General features: G+C 62.9%; 15 protein-coding genes. 7 read left to right on the forward strand and 8 right to left on the reverse strand.

All coding sequences use genetic code 11. The annotated features are described in order from the left end of the window. Positions 1 to 46: 46 nt before the first annotated feature. Positions 47 to 1231, forward strand: a complete 1185-nt coding sequence (locus P0Y58_16915) for an MFS transporter (GenBank protein ID WEK28588.1) — start codon at positions 47 to 49, stop codon at positions 1229 to 1231. A gap of 168 nt (positions 1232 to 1399) precedes the next feature. Here the strand turns inward: P0Y58_16915 and P0Y58_16920 are convergent, their stop codons facing one another. From P0Y58_16920 to P0Y58_16935, 4 genes are all read right to left on the reverse strand, one after another. Next, positions 1400 to 2566 (reverse strand): M20 family metallopeptidase, encoded by a 1167-nt coding sequence (locus P0Y58_16920; GenBank protein ID WEK28589.1) that lies wholly within the window; start codon positions 2564 to 2566, stop codon positions 1400 to 1402. Further along, positions 2563 to 4197, reverse strand: a complete 1635-nt coding sequence (locus tag P0Y58_16925) for an APC family permease (GenBank protein WEK28590.1) — start codon at positions 4195 to 4197, stop codon at positions 2563 to 2565. The genes P0Y58_16920 and P0Y58_16925 overlap by 4 nt, the downstream gene beginning before the upstream one ends. 77 nt (positions 4198 to 4274) lie before the next feature. Further along, positions 4275 to 5486 (reverse strand): diaminopropionate ammonia-lyase, encoded by a 1212-nt coding sequence (locus P0Y58_16930; protein ID WEK28591.1) that lies wholly within the window; start codon positions 5484 to 5486, stop codon positions 4275 to 4277. 78 nt (positions 5487 to 5564) lie between these two features. Then, on the reverse strand, positions 5565 to 6815 hold the full coding sequence (locus tag P0Y58_16935) for a Zn-dependent hydrolase (GenBank protein WEK28592.1): 1251 nt from the start codon (positions 6813 to 6815) through the stop codon (positions 5565 to 5567). Between the two features lie 166 nt (positions 6816 to 6981). Here P0Y58_16935 and P0Y58_16940 point away from each other — a divergent pair, with 166 nt between their 5' ends. From P0Y58_16940 to P0Y58_16950, 3 genes are all read left to right on the forward strand, one after another. Continuing rightward, positions 6982 to 7449: an Lrp/AsnC family transcriptional regulator gene (locus P0Y58_16940; GenBank protein WEK28593.1), complete on the forward strand. Its 468-nt coding sequence runs from the start codon at positions 6982 to 6984 to the stop codon at positions 7447 to 7449. A 73-nt stretch (positions 7450 to 7522) separates the two neighbouring features. After that, a complete protein-coding gene (locus tag P0Y58_16945; protein WEK28594.1) occupies positions 7523 to 8374 on the forward strand; it encodes a LysR family transcriptional regulator in 852 nt (283 codons plus the stop codon). A 96-nt stretch (positions 8375 to 8470) separates the two neighbouring features. After that, positions 8471 to 9466, forward strand: a complete 996-nt coding sequence (locus tag P0Y58_16950) for an aldo/keto reductase (GenBank protein ID WEK28595.1) — start codon at positions 8471 to 8473, stop codon at positions 9464 to 9466. On the opposite strand, the gene P0Y58_16955 is transcribed toward P0Y58_16950, so the two are convergent. Next, positions 9459 to 10724, reverse strand: a complete 1266-nt coding sequence (locus P0Y58_16955) for a HAMP domain-containing sensor histidine kinase (GenBank protein ID WEK28596.1) — start codon at positions 10722 to 10724, stop codon at positions 9459 to 9461. The two genes, P0Y58_16950 and P0Y58_16955, sit on opposite strands and share 8 nt — an antisense overlap. Further along, positions 10721 to 11413 (reverse strand): response regulator transcription factor, encoded by a 693-nt coding sequence (locus P0Y58_16960; protein ID WEK28597.1) that lies wholly within the window; start codon positions 11411 to 11413, stop codon positions 10721 to 10723. The genes P0Y58_16955 and P0Y58_16960 overlap by 4 nt, the downstream gene beginning before the upstream one ends. A 199-nt stretch (positions 11414 to 11612) precedes the next feature. On the opposite strand from P0Y58_16960, the gene bamA reads away from it, so the two are divergent. The 3 genes from bamA (at position 11613) to P0Y58_16975 (ending at position 15464) form a co-directional block, all read left to right on the forward strand. Beyond that, positions 11613 to 13976, forward strand: a complete 2364-nt coding sequence (gene bamA / locus P0Y58_16965) for an outer membrane protein assembly factor BamA (GenBank protein WEK28598.1) — start codon at positions 11613 to 11615, stop codon at positions 13974 to 13976. Positions 13977 to 14100: 124 nt separating this feature from the next. Then, complete coding sequence (locus P0Y58_16970) at positions 14101 to 14484, forward strand: hypothetical protein (GenBank protein WEK28599.1); 384 nt, start codon at positions 14101 to 14103, stop codon at positions 14482 to 14484. 14 nt (positions 14485 to 14498) lie between these two features. After that, on the forward strand, positions 14499 to 15464 hold the full coding sequence (locus P0Y58_16975) for an endonuclease (protein ID WEK28600.1): 966 nt from the start codon (positions 14499 to 14501) through the stop codon (positions 15462 to 15464). Between the two features lie 136 nt (positions 15465 to 15600). On the opposite strand, the gene P0Y58_16980 is transcribed toward P0Y58_16975, so the two are convergent. Next, positions 15601 to 16575, reverse strand: coding sequence for a D-glycerate dehydrogenase (locus P0Y58_16980; protein ID WEK28601.1), 975 nt, complete (start codon positions 16573 to 16575; stop codon positions 15601 to 15603). A gap of 10 nt (positions 16576 to 16585) precedes the next feature. Continuing rightward, positions 16586 to 17878 carry an MFS transporter gene (locus tag P0Y58_16985; GenBank protein ID WEK28602.1) on the reverse strand — a complete coding sequence of 431 codons (1293 nt, stop codon included), beginning with the start codon at positions 17876 to 17878 and terminating at the stop codon, positions 16586 to 16588. Position 17879 lies beyond the last annotated feature (1 nt).

The raw sequence follows: 17879 nt of genomic DNA on the forward strand, positions 1-17879 counted from the left end.
TATGATCCCGCCTTGAACGTTTCAGCATGTTTCAATAAGGATCCAGATGTCAGTCCAGGAACACCCCCCTCTCCCCAGTAAAAGCACCGTCGCGAAGATGGAAGCCGCCATGGCGCTGGGCAGCTTTGCCATCGGCACCGGCGAGTTCGCCATCATGGGCCTGATGCCCGACATCGCCAGCAACCTGCAATTGAGTGAGCCTCAGGTGGGCCATGCCATCAGCGCCTACGCACTGGGGGTGATGGTGGGCGCCCCGACGCTGGCGATTCTGGGTGCCCGGCTGCTGCGCAAGCACATGCTGTTGCTATTGATGGCGCTGTACGCCCTTGGCAACCTGGCGACCGCCTTCGCACCCTCGTTCAGCGGCCTGGTCGCGTTCCGTTTCATCAGCGGCCTGCCTCATGGCGCCTACTTCGGCATTGCCGCAGTGGTGGCATCAAGCATGGTGGCCAAAGACCAGCGGGCGGGTGCGGTTGCCCGGGTGATGATGGGCCTGACCTTGGCCATGTTGCTCGGCAACCCGGTGGCGACCTACCTGGGCCAGTACTTTGGCTGGCGGTCGGCGTTCGTGCTGGTGGGCGCGATCGCTGTCTGCACCATCGCCCTTGTGTGGCGTTTCGTGCCCCAGCGCCACGACGAAGTGCGCAGCGACCCACGTAAGGAACTGCAAGCCTTCACCCTCCCGCAGGTGTGGATGGCACTGGCCATCGCCTCGATCGGCTTTGCCGGCATGTTCACGGTATTCAGCTACCTGGCGCCGACCATGCTGCAGGTGACCCAGGTTTCGCCCCAGTGGATTCCGTTTGGCCTGGCGGCGTTCGGGGTGGGCGGAATCGTCGGCAACATCGCCGGCGGCAAATTGTTCGACCGCCTGCAGTTCCGGGCCGTGGGACTGGTGCTGGTGTGGTCGATCGCCGTACTGCTGTTCTTCACCTTCGCTGCCCAGGCGCTGTGGAGCCTGCTGTTGGGCATCGGCCTGGTGGGGACCATGATTGCCCTGGCAGCGCCGCTGCAGATCCGCCTGATGGACATTGCCCACGAAGCGCCGAGCCTGGCGGCTGCGTCGAACCATGCGGCGTTCAACCTGGCCAATGCGTTAGGGCCTTGGCTGGGTGGCATGGCGATTACTGCCGGCATGGGTTGGACCAGCACCGGGTATATCGGTGCGGCGACGGCGCTGGTTGGCTTGGGCATCTATCTGGTGGCGCGGAGGATGAAAGGCGGGCATTGAGGGAAAATGCCAGCCAGTTAAACCTAAGTGGCAGCCATTGGGGCTGCTGCGCAGCCCATCGCAGGCAAGCCAGCTCCCACAGGTGCTGTATGAAGCTCAAGGTTTACACGTTCCCTGTGGGAGCTGGCTTGCCTGCGATGGGCCGCAAAGCGGCCCCTTAATCAAACTTCAACGCGGCAGGCTGACCCGCACCACCTCGGCAAAATAACGCGCCCCGGTCGCCAAAATCGTATCGTTGAAATCATACGCAGCGTTATGCAGCGGCGTAGCCCCATTCTCCCCCTCCGCACCGTTGCCAATAAACACGAAATTGCCCGGCACCTGCTGCAGGAAGGCGCCAAAATCTTCGGAAATCATCATCGGCATCACCTCGGCATTCACCGCCTGCGCCCCCACCACGTTACGCGCTGCCGCCACTGCGATTTCAGTATTTGCCGCCCAGTTCACCGTCGGCGCAAACTCGTGGCTGTACTCGAACCGGCAGCTTGCACCGTGCATCTGGCAGATACCCTCACTGATCTCACGCATGCGCCGCTCCAGTAACCGTTGCACCTCGGGGCTGTAGCTGCGGGTGTCGCCCTTGATGGTGACATGGGTTGGTATCGCGTTGCGGATGCCATCCGTGATGAACTCGGTGCAGGAAACCACCGCCGACAGGCTCGGGTCGACGTTGCGCGCGACGATGGTCTGCAAGGCCAGTACGATCTCAGCGCCGATCACCAGTGGGTCAATGCCCATGTGTGGCCGAGCGGCATGGGTGCCCTTGCCCTGGATGTGGATGACGAAGTTGTCTTCGCTGGCCATGATCCCACCGACCCGAGTGGCGATATGGCCAGCCGGCATGCCCGGCATGTTGTGCGCGCCGTACAGAGCATCGACCGGAAAGCGTTCGAACAGCCCGTCGGCCATCATCGCCTTGGCCCCACACCCATGCTCTTCGGCCGGTTGGAACACGAAACGTACGGTGCCGTTGAAGTTGCGCTCGCGGCACAGCAGGTCCGCAGCGCCCAGCACCATTGCCATGTGCCCGTCATGACCACAAGCGTGCATCTTGCCGTGGTTGCACGACGCATGCGCCCGGCCCTGCGCCTGCTCGGTAATGTGCAGGGCATCCATGTCGGCGCGCAGGCCGATCACCCCTGGGCCGTCGCCGACGCTAAGGCTGGCGACCAGCCCGGTGCCACCGATACCGCGGTGTACCTGCAGACCGAAGCCGGTCAAGATCTGCGCGACCTGCTCGGCGGTGTCGAACTCTTCGAAACCGGTTTCCGGGTGACGGTGAAAGGCATGCCGCCACTGCATGAGGCGTTGCTCGAAGGTAGTGTCATTGTTCATGCTTTCAGTTCCTGAGACGGGCGTTGATCAGAAGGCTGCGCCTCAAATGCAGGCGCTTGACCCGGGCAGTTGACGCGTTCGCTCAGGTACGGGGTGCGGTAGCCGCTACGCACCCCCAGGCGGTAAAACGCAAAGGCCACCACGGCCACCACGGCCATGTCGATGCCTTCCGGCAGCAAACCGATACCACCGAAGGCCGCACTGCCCAGCCAGGACACCAACGCCATCGCGGGTAGATAACCGATCAGCCAGGCCGCAGCGCGCAGCTCGCGGGCAAAGCCTGACCAGCCGGCTTTGGCCTGGTAGTAGAAGTAGAGAGGCAAGGCACCGATCACCAGGAAGATTACCTGGCCGGTCAGCGGCCAACGCGCCCAGTACAGCACCAGCGAGGCGCAGATGAAGGCGAACGGCGCAATGATGCCCATGCCCTTCAGGCGCAGTGGGCGTTGGATTTCCGGCGCGGTGACGCGCAGCGACATCAGGCTGATCGGCCCGGTCAGGAACGAGATCACCACGGCCACCGAAATCACCGCCGCCAGCACGCCCCAGCCGCGGAAAAAGAACAGGAAGATAAAGCTCACCGCCAGGTTCAGCCACATCGCCTGGCGCGGCACGCCATACAGTGGGTGCAGGTTGCCGAACATTTTCGGCAGGGTGTTGTTCTTCTCCATCGCATAGATCATGCGCGCGGTGGTGGCGGTGTAGATCGAACCGGTACCCGAGGGGCTGACGAAGGCATCCAGGTAAAGCAGCATGGCCAGCCAGTTCAGGTTGAGCGCCAACGCCAGTTGCGCCAACGGTGAATCGAAGTTCAGCTTGTGCCAGCCTTCGGCGATGCTCGCTGGGCTCAGCGCGCCAATAAAGGCCACTTGCAATGTCACGTAGATCACCAGCGCAATCAGCACTGAGCCGACCAGTGCGAATGGAATGCTCCGCCCGGGGTTGCGTGCCTCACCCGCGAGGCTGACTGGGCTCTGGAAGCCGTTATAGCTGAACACGATGCCGCTGGCAGCCACCGCCGTGAACACCGCCGACCAGCCATAGGGCGCAAAGCTGGCAAGCGTTCCATCACCGAAGTTCTCGGTGTTGAACTGGGTCGAGATCAACGCCACAGCGGTCAGCGCAGGCACCACCAGCTTGAATACCGTGATCGCCGTATTGGTCTTGACGAACAGTTTCACGCCCCAGTAGTTCAGGCCGAAGTACACCAGCACAAGGCCCGCGCTGGCCAGCAGCCCGCTGTGGGTCAACTCACCCTGATGCACCAGCGCCTGCGCCCAAGGGAATGACCAGGAGGCCATGTACTGGATCGAGGCGATCGCTTCGATAGGGATCACCGAAACAATGGAAATCCAGTTGGCCCAGGCCGCCAGAAAGCCCACCAGCGAGCCGTGTGAGTAGCGGGCATAGCGGACCATGCCACCCGATTCAGGGAACATCGCGCCCATTTCCGCATAGGTCAGGGCTATCGCCAGAACCACCACTGCACCGATGACCCAGGCCAGAATTGCCGCAGGCCCCGCGATGGCAGATGCATGCCAGGCACCGAAGAGCCAGCCCGAGCCGATGATGGAGCCGAGGCCGGTCAGCATCAGCGACCAGGGGCTGATGTCACGTTTGAGTTCGTTCATGCAATCTCCGCTTTTTTTTCTTGTGGGGAGCTGTGGGGAGCTGATGCAGGGCCGGGTTTACCGGCCCTTGGAGTGGATCAGGCCAGTGCCCAGGCTTGCTGTCGGGCCAGCACCGAGGCTGCGGACTCGCCCAGCAGGTCGGCATAAACACCTGGGGCGGTGGCACCTTCAGTGCTGATGAAAAGAATGCGCGCAGTGCCGTCGAGCCCCAGGTCAGCGGCTGCACCCGCGCCCTTGAGCAGCTGGATAAGCCCGGCCAGGCCGGCGACGCTGGACTCACCGGCTACCAGCGGAATATCGCGAGCGCTGCCGGCCGCCAGGCGGCGCATGGCGGCAACCGCCTGGTCGTCACTGATGGTCATGAAGTAATCAACGCTTGGCTCCAGGAAGCGCCAGGCCAGTGGCGAGGTCTCGCCACAGGCCAGGCCGGCCATTACCGAGTCTACCGAGCCGGTCGCCCTGGCTGGCCGGCCGAGCAAGGCACTCTGGTACAGGCAGTCTGCCTGTTCGGGTTCGACCATGACGAACATTGGGCGCTGTTCACCACAGTGCTCCCACAGGTAGCTGACGATGCCCGCTGCCAGGCCACCTACCCCGCCCTGCAGGAACACATGGGTGAACGGCGCCTGCCCAGCTGTGGCTTCGATGATTTCCGCAGCGATGGTGCCGTAGCCCTGCATCACGTCACGCGGGATCACTTCGTAGCCTTCATAGGAAGTGTCCGAGACCACCGTCCAGCCATTGCTGTCCGCCAGCGCTGCGGCGTGCTCCACCGATTCGTCGTAGTTGCCGGCAATGCGCACGATCTTGGCGCCATAGGCGGCAATCGCCTGCTCGCGCTCGATGCTGACGTTGGCGTGCAGCACAATCACGCAGCGGCAGCCAATGCTCTGCGCGGCAGCCGCCAGGCCCTTGCCGTGGTTACCGTCAGTGGCACTGACCACGGTGAAGTGGGCCAGCAGGTCGGCATAACGGCCTTCCAGCAAGCCACGCGGGTCGAGTTGCTGCTGGGGAAAGGTGCGCAGGATCAGGCGAACCAAGGCAATTGGCGCACCCAAGGCCTTGAAGCTGCCCAGCTCCGAGCGCACCGATTCGTCCTTGACCGACAACCGGGCAACACCCAGTTCTGCGGCCATGTCGGGCAAGGTGTAAAGCGGCGTAGCACCCTTGTTGAGGCGGGGCCATACGGCCAGCCATTGGCGGCTTTCCTCGGCCTTGGCAATACTCATCACCGCTTGCAGCGCTTGCGGATACGGCTGGCGGCCAGCCTTGGGGTTGGAAACAAACATGCAGTACTCCTTTCTACAGGCAACAGGAAGCCCACGCCGCTGCAGCCAGGCTGCAGCGGGCGGGTATTACAGTGGGAATCAGGCTTGGGCCAGGCGGCGGCTTACCACGTCCAGCAGCACCTGCGCGCCCTGGATCAGTTGCTCGTCGTCGGTGTGCTCACGCGGGTTGTGGCTGATGCCACCCTGGCTGGGTACAAAGATCATTGCAGCCGGGGCAATGCGAGCGATCATTTGCGCATCGTGGCCGGCGCCAGAGGTCATGCGCCGGTGACTGAAACCAAAACGCCGCGCCGAGGCGTCGATGGCATCGGCCAGGCCGGCATCGAAGATCACCGGTTCGAAGCGCACCAGGCGCTCTGTGCTGATGCTGACCCCTTCGCGCTCGGCGAGCGCCGCCAGGTATTGACTCAGTCGGTTTTCCGCGTCGGCCAGGCGGGTTTCGTCGGGGTCGCGCAGGTCGACGGTGAACGTCGCTTTGCGCGGGATGACATTGATCACATTTGGCTCGAACTGCATGCAGCCAACCGTGGCCAAGGTCGTGCCGGAATCCACGGCCATGGCGCGCAGCTCGGCGACGATGGCACTGGCGACGAAGCCGGCGTCATGGCGTAGGTGCGTCGGTGTGGTGCCGGCATGATTGGCATGGCCCTTCACCTCCACCTGCTGCCAGGAAATACCCTGCAGGTTCTCGACCACGCCAATCAGGGTGTTCTCGGCTTCAAGGATCGGCCCCTGCTCGATATGCAGCTCAAGGTACTCGTGTGGCACGATGGCCCCTGGTTCCAGCGTGCCGGCATAGCCGATGCGCGCCAGTTCGTCGCCTAGCCGCGTGCCGTCAGTGCCGAGGGTATCCAGGGCCTGCTGCAGCGCCAGGCCACCGGCGTACACCAACGAGCCCATCATGTCGGGCTGGTAGCGCACGCCCTCCTCGTTGGTGAAGGCGCCAACGGTGATCGAACGCTCGGGCAAGCGCCCGGCATCACGGTAGGCGCGGACCACCGCCAGCCCGGCCAGCACGCCGTAGCAACCATCCAGCGCGCCGGCATTGGTCACGGTATCGATGTGAGAGCCCATCATCAGTGGGCGTTGGTCACCGCTGTCATCTGGTGCACGCAAAGTGCCGAAAATGTTGCCGATACGGTCGACCTGCACGTCAAGATCAAGCGCGCGCATCCAGCCCACCAGCAGGTCGCGCCCGGCCTTCTCGGCGTCGCTCAGCGCGATCCGGGTGCGCCCGCCGTGTGTGGCGTCGGCACCTGTTTGCCCGAGCGCATGAATTTGCTGCAGCAGCAAAGCGCCGTTCAGTTGCAATGGGGTGCTTGCATTCATCAACCGTTTCTCCCTGGGTGCAACGTCATCGCGATGCACCGGTGTATACATTCATGGGAGAATTTTATTCGCTTGCAGCGTACTAAAAACTTGATTTTAGGCCTTTGCATGCACTTTTATTACGCATTTACGGCATTTTGTGCTGTTCAACGACGGAGACCCGTTCATGCCCCTCGATCACTTCGACCTGGCCCTGCTCGATGCCGTGCAGCGCGACGCAGGCACTTCCCAACTGGACCTGGGGGCGCAGGTCAACCTGTCCTCGGCGGCTGTCAACAGGCGGCTGAAGAAGATGACTGCCGACGGCGTCATCCGCGGCACCGTGGCGCAGGTGAACGCCGAGCAGCTGGGTTACACGCTGACCGTGATCACCGAGGTCGAAGTGGAGAACGAGCGGCTGGACCTGCTGGACGAAATGAAACGCAGCTTCCTTGCCTGCCCGCAGGTGCAGCAGTGCTACTACGTGGCCGGGGAATGCGATTTCGTCCTCATCATGCTGGTGCGGCACATGGAGCAGTACACCCAACTGACCCGCGAGCTGTTCTTCGAGAACAACAACGTCAAACGCTTCAAGACGCTGGTGTCGATGAGCAATGTGAAGACCGGTATGTTCGTGCCAACCCTCACGACTTAAGGCCCCGTTGCGCCCCCAGTAGCAGAAAGCGCTACCCTACCCCTTTACTGCACCCACCACTGCCGAGCCATCCATGTTCGATTGGGAAGACCTGCGCCACTTTTCCGCCTTTACCTCGGCCGGCTCGCTGTCCGCCGCTGCCAAGGCCCTTGGCGTCGATCACGCCACCGTGGCCCGGCGCATTGCTTCGCTCGAATCATCGCTCAAGCTCAAACTGGTAGATCGCCGCCCCCGCGCCTACGACCTCACCGACGAAGGTCGACGGGTCGCCGAACTGGCCGAGCAAATGGCCTTGTCCTCCTTCGCCCTGGAGCATTTCGCCAACGCCGGCCAGCAGTCGGTAGAAGGCGAAGTGGTGTTGTCGGCACCACCGGCACTGCTGGGCAGCATCGTCGCCCGGCGCCTGGGCGAACTGTACCAGCGCTATCCGCAGTTACGCCTGAAGCTGGTCGGCAGCAAGTCGAAGGCCTCTTTGGCCCGGCGCGAAGCCGACATCAGCATCGCCCTGGACAGGCCCACAGAGCCGACCTTGGTGGTCAGCCTGCTAGGGCACCTGGACTACCGGCTGTACGCCTCGGCCAGCTACCTGGCCAGCGCGGCGGCCCGGCGCTACATCGGCTACGACGAATCCCAGTCCAGTTCGCCACAACAACAATGGCTGAACCGCCAGGCCGGCCAGCAGCCCTTCGCGCTGCACAGCAATGACCTGCGCATCCAGGCTCAAGCCTGTGCCGGCGGCATTGGTATCGCCTGCCTGCCCGCGTTCATGGCGCAAGAGCACGGCCTGAAGGAAGCCGGCAGCGCCGAGCAGACCATGAGCATCGAAATCTGGCTGGCAATGCATGAGGATGTGCGCGCCACCCCGCGGATCAAAGCGGTTACCGACTTCCTCCAACAACAGGTTCGGCCACTGCTACGCTTGTGAATTTTTGCGGATTGCATTTGCATCAATACGGAATTTTCGCGCAAGCCCGCCAGCGTTAGGCTAACTCCATCACTAACGGCCTTTCAGGAGACGACGATGCAATACGTGAAGCTAGGCAGCACCGGGCTGGACATTTCCAGGTTGTGTCTGGGCTGCATGACATTCGGCGAGCCCGACGCTGGCACTCACCCCTGGACCCTGGGCGAAGCGGCCAGCCGGCCCATCATTCGGCATGCAGTCGAGCAAGGCATAAACTTCTTCGACACAGCCAACAGCTACTCTGCCGGCACTTCGGAAATCATCGTCGGCAAACTGCTGAAGGAATACACCCGTCGCGAAGAAACCGTGATCGCCACCAAGGTGTTCTTCCCCGCCAATATGTGGCAAGGCACCACCCGGCCCAATGAACAAGGCCTTTCACGCAAGGCGATCATGGCCAGCATCGACGCCAGCCTAAGCCGCCTGGGTACCGACTACGTCGACCTTTACCAGACCCACCGCTGGGACTACCACACGCCCATCGAGGAGACCATGGAAGCCCTGCATGACGTGGTCAAGGCCGGAAAGGCGCGCTACATCGGCGCCTCGTCGATGTACGCCTGGCAGTTCGCCAAGGCGCAGCAGGTGGCGGCCAGTAATGGTTGGAGCCGTTTCGTGTCGATGCAGAACTACCTCAACCTCATATACCGCGAGGAAGAGCGCGAGATGATCCCCCTGTGCCTGGACCAGGGCGTCGGCCTGATGCCCTGGAGCCCGATGGCCCGCGGGCGCCTGACCCGGCCGCATGGCCAGCAGACAGAACGCACGCGTAGCGATGTATCCGGCCAGTCGTTCTATGAGAACACTGAGGTGGAAGACGGCCGGGTGATCGATGTGGTCGAGCAGATCGCCGGCGAACGGGGCGTGCCAATGGCGCAGGTGGCGTTGGCTTGGGTATTGGCCAAACCTGGTGTTTCAGCGCCCATCGTAGGTGCCTCGAAACCTGCGCACCTCGACGATGCACTTGCCGCGCTGGCATTGCAGTTGAGCGCAGATGAAGTGGCGCGCTTGCAGGCGCCCTATGTTCCGCACGCGGTGACCGGCTTCAAGTAGGCCTGGATTGTGGCAGCTCGATAAGTACCCGCAGCCCACCGCTGGCTGCGGTCAGAGCAGTGATGCTGCCGCCATGCAGGGCGATGGCCCGCTGGGCGATCGCCAGGCCCAGGCCAAAGCCATCATCGCTGCTGTCGCTGCCCCGGTCGAACGGGTCGAAGATGCTTTTGAGCCGCGCCGGTTCTACGCCCGGCCCGTGGTCGCATACACTGACCTGAAACCACTGCCCACCCGGTGCCAGCGCGGCCTCCACCAGCACTTCAGTGCCTGCTGCGGTGTAACGCACGGCATTGCGGATGATGTTTTCGAGCGCCCGATACAGCAGTTCTTCATGCCCATGGATGAGAAACGCGCCATGGGCTTGCAAAGACACCTGGCACTGCTTCATGCCTGCCTCGAAACGGGCGTCTTCAACGATCTGCGCCAGCAGCTCTACCACATCGACACTGGTAAAGTCGCCGTCGCCCTGCCGCGCCTGGGCGCGAGCCAGGGTCAGCAACTGCTCGATCAGGTCATCCATGCGCCGCGACTCGCGCTCGACCCGCTCCAGCATGTCGAGCCGGTCCGGCTGCTGACGCATCAAGCCGATGGCAGCATGCATGCGGGTCAGCGGTGAGCGCAGTTCATGGGAAATATCATGCAGCAGGTTCTGCTGCGCCTGCACCAGGGCTTTGAGCTGGCCGGCCATGCGGTCGCAGTCCTCTGCCAGCTCGACGATCTCGTCGCGGCGCTTGCCCAGCCTGGGTTTCACCCGCACATCGAACCGGCCCTGGGCCACCTGGCCCATGGCTTCGCGCAGCCAGGCCAACGGGCGAGTCAGGTACAGGCTGCACAGGAAGGCAAACAATGCACTCATCAGCGTGCCGGTAAACAGCGGGCCCATACCACGCGGGCGCGGCGGCTCGCCAAACACCGTGGCCACCGAGGCACGCAGCACCAGCGGGCGACCGTCGCGGTCGCTCAACGCCTGCTCGAAACGCGCTTCTGGCACCGCCCTGCCCGCCAGCAACTGGCCCTGGCTGTTGTAAAGGCCCACTTGTACATCCGGCGGCTGCGGTGAAACGGCCAGCAACTGCCGGCCTGCCTGTTCGCCGTAACGCTGCAGTATCTGCAGTTCAGTGGCCAGCAGTGACCGCAGCGCCGGGGTATCGCCGCGCCAGTCATTGAGCATGAAGGCGCCGGCACCTACCAGAAAGGTCAGGCAATTGGCCAGCCAGAACGCCAGAAACAGCTTCCAGAACAGGCGCCGGCGCATCATTCGACAATCAGCATGTAGCCCATGCCACGCACGCTCTGGATCCAGCTACTGCCGTCGGCACGCGGGCCGAGCTTTTGCCGGATGCTGCTGACGTGCACGTCGATGCGCCGGTCATAACGGGTTAACGGCCGGCCCAAGGCATTGAGAGACAGGTCCTGCTTGCTGACCAACTGGCCAGCTTGGCGGGCCAATGCTTCGAGCAGGCTGAACTCCGAGCCGGTCAGCTCCAGCGTGGCTTCGCCCCAGTGCGCCTCACGCCGGCCCGGCCACATTTTCAATGCACCCGTGCGCACGTGTTCGGGCGCACCGGCCTCGCCCGTCTGTTGCGGCTGCACCCGGCGAAGTATCGCCCGCAGGCGTGCGACCAGTTCGCCGGGGGAGCTGGGCTTGGGCACATAGTCATCGGCCCCCAGCTCAAGGCCGGCAATACGGTCGATATTGTCGCCACGGGCGGTCAGCAGCAGCACCGGCACCTGGCTGCGCGCGCGCACACGGCGCAACACCTCGATGCCAGAGATGCCCGGCAGCATCACGTCCAGCACCACCACCTGGAAGTGACCGGACAACGCCTGGGTCTCGCCCTCTTCGCCGGTATCCACGGCGGTGGCCTTGAAGCCTTCGCGCGCCAGGTACAAAGAGAGCATTTCAGTCAGTTCGCGGTCGTCGTCGACCAGCAGCACAGGAATCATCGGGGCCAGATATCGCAATTGCAGGGGTGGTAATGATCGCCCCGCTGGCCGGCACTGTCACCGCCGGCCGGTCGGACTTTACACATCTTTACCCTCGGCTAACCGCGCCGTACACAGCCCGCCCGTATCCTCATCGCCCGCTGCCAGCGGGTTGCCCGCACTCGCTCTCCCCTCCGAATCCGCTTGTCTGGAACCCCCGATGAACTACCCGCGCCTGTTGCTCTCCATCCTGTTGCTGAAAGCCACGCTGGCCCAGGCCTCCCCCTTCAGGATCGCCGACATCCGCGTCAACGGCCTGCAGCGGGTTTCCGCCGGCAGTGTCTTCGGTGCCTTGCCGCTGAACGTCGGCGATCAGGCCGATGACCGTCGCCTGGTGGACTCGACCCGTTCCCTGTTCAAGACCGGGTTCTTCCAGGACATCCAGTTGAACCGCGATGGCAATGTGCTGATCATCAACGTGGTCGAGCGCCCGTCGGTGTCGAGCATCGAGATCGAAGGCAACAAGGCGATCAGCACCGAAGACCTGATGAAAGGCCTGAAACAATCGGGCCTGGCCGAAGGCGAGATCTTCCAGCGTGCCACCCTCGAAGGTGTGCGTAACGAGCTGCAGCGCCAGTACGTGGCCCAGGGCCGCTACTCGGCCGAGGTCGACGCCGAAGTGGTGCCGCAGCCGCGCAACCGTGTGGCGCTGAAGATCAAGATCAACGAAGGCACCGTGGCTGCCATCCAGCACATCAACATCGTTGGCAACAACGTGTTCGATGATGACACCCTGGGCCAGCTGTTCGAGCTGAAGACCACCAACTGGCTGTCGTTCTTCAAGAACGACGACAAGTACGCCCGCGAAAAACTGTCCGGTGACCTGGAACGCCTGCGCTCCTACTACCTGGACCGCGGCTACATCAACATGGACATCGCTTCCACTCAGGTGTCCATCACGCCAGACAAGAAACACGTTTACATCACCGTCAACATCAACGAAGGCGAAAAGTACACCGTTCGCGACGTGAAGCTGTCCGGTGACCTGAAAGTGCCGGAAGACCAGGTCAAGTCGCTGCTGCTGGTGCAGTCGGGCCAGGTGTTCTCGCGCAAGGTGATGACCACCACGTCCGAGCTGATCACCCGCCGCCTGGGTAACGAAGGCTACACCTTCGCCAACGTCAACGGCGTGCCACAGCCGAACGACCAGGACCACACGGTCGACATCATGTTTGTGGTCGACCCGGGCAAGCGTGCCTACGTCAACCGCATCAACTACCGCGGCAACACCAAGACCGAAGACGAAGTGCTGCGCCGCGAAATGCGCCAGATGGAAGGCGGCTGGGCGTCGACCTACCTGATCGACCAGTCCAAGACCCGTCTGGAGCGCCTGGGCTTCTTCAAGGAAGTCAACGTCGAGACTCCGCCAGTGCCAGGCACTGACGACCAGGTTGACGTCAACTACAGCGTCGAAGAGCAAGCCTCCGGCTCGATCACCGCCAGCGTCGGTTTCGCCCAGAGCGCCGGCCTGATCCTTGGCGGTTCGATCAGCCAGAGCAACTTCCTCGGTACCGGTAACAAGGTGTCCGTCGGCCTGACCCGCAGCGAATACCAGACCAAGTACAACTTCGGCTTCGTGGACCCCTACTTCACGGCCGACGGCGTTAGCCTGGGCTACAACCTGTTCTACAACAGCACCGACTACAGCGACTACTACGACGATGGCGTTTCGTACTACGCGATCAACAGCTACGGTGCCGGGGTCAGCTTTGGCTACCCGATCAACGAAACCTCGCGCCTGACTTACGGTTTGACCCTGCAGCACGACGACATTTCACCCGGCACCTACAGCGCCGACGAGATCTACGACTTCATTACCCGCGAAGGCAAGAGCTTCAACAACCTCAAGGCGTCGGTTGGCTGGTCGGAGTCGACCCTCAACAAAGGCGTGCTGGCCACCCGTGGCCACTCCCAGAGCCTGACGCTGATGGCCACCACCCCTGGCAGCGACCTGTCGTTCTACAAGCTGGATTACAACGGCCAGACTTTCCTGCCGGTCACCACCAACACCTCGCTGCGCCTGCACACCAGCCTGGGCTACGGCAACGGCTATGGCTCCACCGACGGCCTCCCGTTCTATGAAAGCTACACCGCAGGTGGCCAGGGCTCGGTGCGCGGGTTCAAGGACGGTACCCTCGGCCCCCGCAACACTCCCGCCACAGGTACCTATGCCAGTGCGGGCCAGGCTTACTATTCCGACCGCGACACCGATGTGCTGGGGGGCAACATTCTGGTAACCGGCGGCGCCGAGTACATCTTCCCGTTGCCGTTCGTGAAGGACCAGAGCCAGCTGCGCAGCTCGGTGTTCGTCGATGCCGGCAACGTATATGCCGACACCTGTTACCTGTCGACCACCCAGGGCTGTGGCAGCGTCGACCTGGCGCAGATGGCCGTGTCGCTGGGGGTTGGCGTGACCTGGTACAGCCCGATGGGGCCGTTGAGTTTCAGCCTGGCGGCGCCGCTGAAAAAACCGGATAACGCCGAGACCCAGATCTTCCAGTTCTCGCTGGGGCAGACGTTCTGAGCCCTGTCGTATGGGTAGGAGGGCTTGCTTTGGGCATTACCCTCTTTTACCCCCGCTTAACCCAAGTTGACAGCCACCTTGCCTAAGCTGGCCAACACCAGAACACGCCCAGCAGGACACTTCCATGCCTCCTTTTACCCCTTGCTTCCCCACCACACTGCGGCACGATGAAGTACCGGTCGCACTGCTCGACCTGGTCCAGCAACGCTTGGCCAACCTGCTAGGCCCACGCTTCACCGTGGTACTGGGCGGCAGTGGCAGCGGGGTTGGAGTCAGCCATTACCACCTGGCGATCCAGCACAACCAGAGCGGTGTTTCGCTTGAGGACTACGGCGACGTCGGCGCCGGCTTCATCGAGCGCCTGCTGCGCATGGGCGCCCAGGTCAGGGACATGCTCGACTCAGCCACCTTCAGCCGTATGGCCGGCGACGATCCGGGCCGACCACTGGTATGGCTCAGCGAGGTGGCCAGCCCCGGGGAAAGCATTACAATGCGCGCCCCAATCTGAAATATGTTTTCCCCATGAAATCACTGCTTTACGCCCTAACCTTAGTGTTTTCCTTTACCTTACCTGCCTTGGCCAGCCCGCCGGCAACCTTCACCGAGGCCAAGGTGGTGGCCAAGCAGAAGGTATATCTCGACCAGGCCAACAGTGCAGTGGGCGACCTGTACTGCGGCTGCAAATGGACCTGGGTGGGCAAGTCCGGCGGGCGCGTCGATGCAGCCTCGTGCGGCTACCAGACGCGCAAGCAGCAGAACCGCGCCGAACGCACCGAGTGGGAGCACATCGTGCCCGCCTACACCTTCGGCAACCAGCGCCAGTGCTGGAAGAACGGTGGCCGCGAGCACTGCGTGGACAACGACCCGGTGTTCCGCGCCATGGAAGCCGACCTGTTCAACCTCTACCCGGCCGTGGGCGAAGTCAACGGCGACCGCAGCAACTTCAACTACGGCATGGTTGCTGGCAATGCCGGCGAGTATGGCCAGTGCACCACCAAGGTGGATTTCGTCCAGCGCGCCGCCGAGCCGCGTGATGAAGTGAAAGGCCTGGTGGCCCGCACCACGTTCTACATGTTCGACCGTTACCAACTGAGCATGTCGCGCCAGCAGCAACAGCTGCTGATGGCCTGGGACAAACAGCACCCGGTGTCGGCCTGGGAGAAAGAGCGCGACCGGCGCATTGCCGCCATCATGGGGCATGCCAACCCGTTCGTGAGCGGGGAGCGCAAATGGACGGCCGACTACAAGCCGGTTGGCAGTGGCGCCGTGCAAGCGCTGCCGGTGAAAGCCGCCAAGGCAGAGGCCAAGCCTAGCCTGGCCAGAGCCGAGTCGGTCGGGGCCGTGCTGGGTAACCGCAACAGCCATGTCTACCACCTGTCTGCTGGGTGCCCCGGCTACAACCAGGTTGCAGCAAAAAACCAGGTGACCTTTGCTACCGAAGGTGAAGCGCAGGCAGCTGGCTATCGCAAGGCCGGTAACTGCCGCTAAACCTGCGTTGTGCGGGGGCTGCTGTGCAGCCCATCGCCGGCAAGCCAGCTCCCACAGGGACTGCGCAAGGCTCAGGCCTGTGAAACCCTGTGGGAGCTGGCTTGCCGGCGATGGGCCGCATAGCGGCCCCTTGTTCTCACGTCCTGCACACCTCATTCACCAAATTCGCCGGCCGCTCACCGGCCAGCGCGCTGAGCAGGTTATCTACCGCGCAACGCGCCATGGCCTGGCGGGTCTCTTCGGTAGCGGAACCGATATGCGGGGTTGCGACTACGTTATCGAGCTGCAACAACGGCGAGTCTACCGACAACGGCTCCTGCACGAACACATCCAGCCCCGCCCCGCGTATACGCTTGGCCTGCAGCGCCTCGATCAACGCGCACTCATCCACCACGCGCCCGCGTGAGATGTTCACCAGAATCGCCTCAGGCTTCATCAACGCCAGTTCCCGTGCACTGATCAGGCCTTCCGTGCGGGCACTCAGCGGCACGGTCAGGCAGACGAAGTCCGCTTGCTGCAGCAGTGCGTCCAGGCTGCATTGGCGTGCGCCATAGCGCGCCTCCACCTCGGGCTTGGCACGCTGGCTGTGATACAGCACGCGCATGCCAAAGCCGGCTGCCGCGCGCCGGGCCAAGGCCTCGCCGATGCGGCCCATGCCGACGATGCCCAGCGTCTTGCCGTGCACATCAGTGCCAAAATGCGCAGGTCCCAGGTTGGCCTGCCAATGCCCGTCACGCACCCAGTTCGCCAACTCCACCACCCGCCTGGCGGTCGCAAGGATCAAGGCAAAGCCGGTGTCTGCGGTGGTTTCGGTCAGCACGTCGGGTGTGTTGGTCAGCATCACGCCACGCCGGCTGAGTTCGGCAATATCGTAGTTGTCCACGCCCACCGAAACACTCGACACCACTTCCAGCTGTGGCGCCAGGTCAAGCAGGCTGGCATCCAGGCGCAGGCTGGCCCCCAGCAACCCATGTGCCCCCGGCAACGCATCGCGCAAGCGGGCCAGGCCGTCGGGCTGGCTGATATCCACCCAAGTCACCTCAACACGATCTTGCAGTCGCGCCATCAAGTCGTCGGACAAGCGTTTGTACAAAACGATTCGCTTCTTCATTGCACATTTCCTAAGGGTTCATGGCCAGCCGCGAGCTATCACGCTTTGCCCGGCCAGACGTCTGGGATGGATTGAGCGCGGCGGTAAGCGCCACTGCGGTCAGCAGCGCGCCGCACATGAACAGGTAAGAGGCGCCGGGCCCGCCCGTAGCGCCGTTGAGGTAGCCCACCAGCCATGAGCCGCCAAAAGAGCCCAGCGCGCCCATGCTGTTGATCAGCGCCATGGCACCACCGGCAACGTTGGCCGGCAGGATTTCGGGCACGATCGCGAAGAACGGGCCATACGGTGCGTACATGCAGGCGCCGGCGACCACCAGCAGTGCATACGAAAGCCAGAAGTGTTCAGTGCCCAAGGCATACGAGCCATAGAACGCTACGGCGGCGATCAGCAGCGGTGGCCAGACGAAGCGTTTGCGTTTTTGCAGGCGGTCGGACGCCCACGACACGCCCACCATGGCCAGCACCGCCGCCAGGTAGGGCACCGAGGCCAGCCAGCCGGCCTGCACGATATCGACATTCGCTGCCTGCTTGAGAATCGACGGCAGCCACAGCACGAAACCGTATACGCCAATACTCCAGCAGAAGTACTGCAGTGCCAGGATGATCACCTGCGGCGAGCGGAACGCCTCACGGTAGTTCTTCACGGGCTTGATGCCCTGTTGCTCTGCCGCCAGTGCCTGCGCCAGCGCGGCCTTTTCCTGATCACTCAGCCACTTCACCTGAGCCGGGCGATCATCCACCAGGCGCCACCAGAAGAACGCCCAGATTACGGCAGGCAGGCCTTCGATGATGAACATCCAGCGCCAGTCGTAATGCTTGATCAGGTACCCCGACACCACCGACATCCACAGGATCGTTACCGGGTTGCCGAGCATCAGGAAGGTATTGGCGCGGGAGCGCTCGGCACGGGTGAACCAATGGCACAGGTACACCAGCATGGCCGGCATTACCGCAGCCTCGACCACCCCGAGCAGAAAGCGGATGCCGATCAGCATGTAGACGTTGCTGACCATGCCTGTGAGCGTGGCAAGGCCACCCCAGAGGATCAGGCTGACGAAGATCAGCTTCTTCACGCTGCGCTTTTCGGCGTAGATGGCGCCGGGCACCTGGAAGAAGAAGTAACCGAGAAAGAACAACGCGCCCAACAGCGAAGACAGCACGGGGGTGATGTGCAGGTCTTCGGCCATGCCGGAGGCAGCGGCGAAGCCGTAATTGGCGCGGTCCAGGTAGGCCAGGCTGTAGGTGAAGAACACGATCGGGATGATGTACCACCAACGACGAGGTGCAAGGCTTTGGCTTTGCATG

It is taken from the genome of Candidatus Pseudomonas phytovorans (assembly GCA_029202525.1).
Lineage (GTDB): Bacteria > Pseudomonadota > Gammaproteobacteria > Pseudomonadales > Pseudomonadaceae > Aquipseudomonas > Aquipseudomonas phytovorans.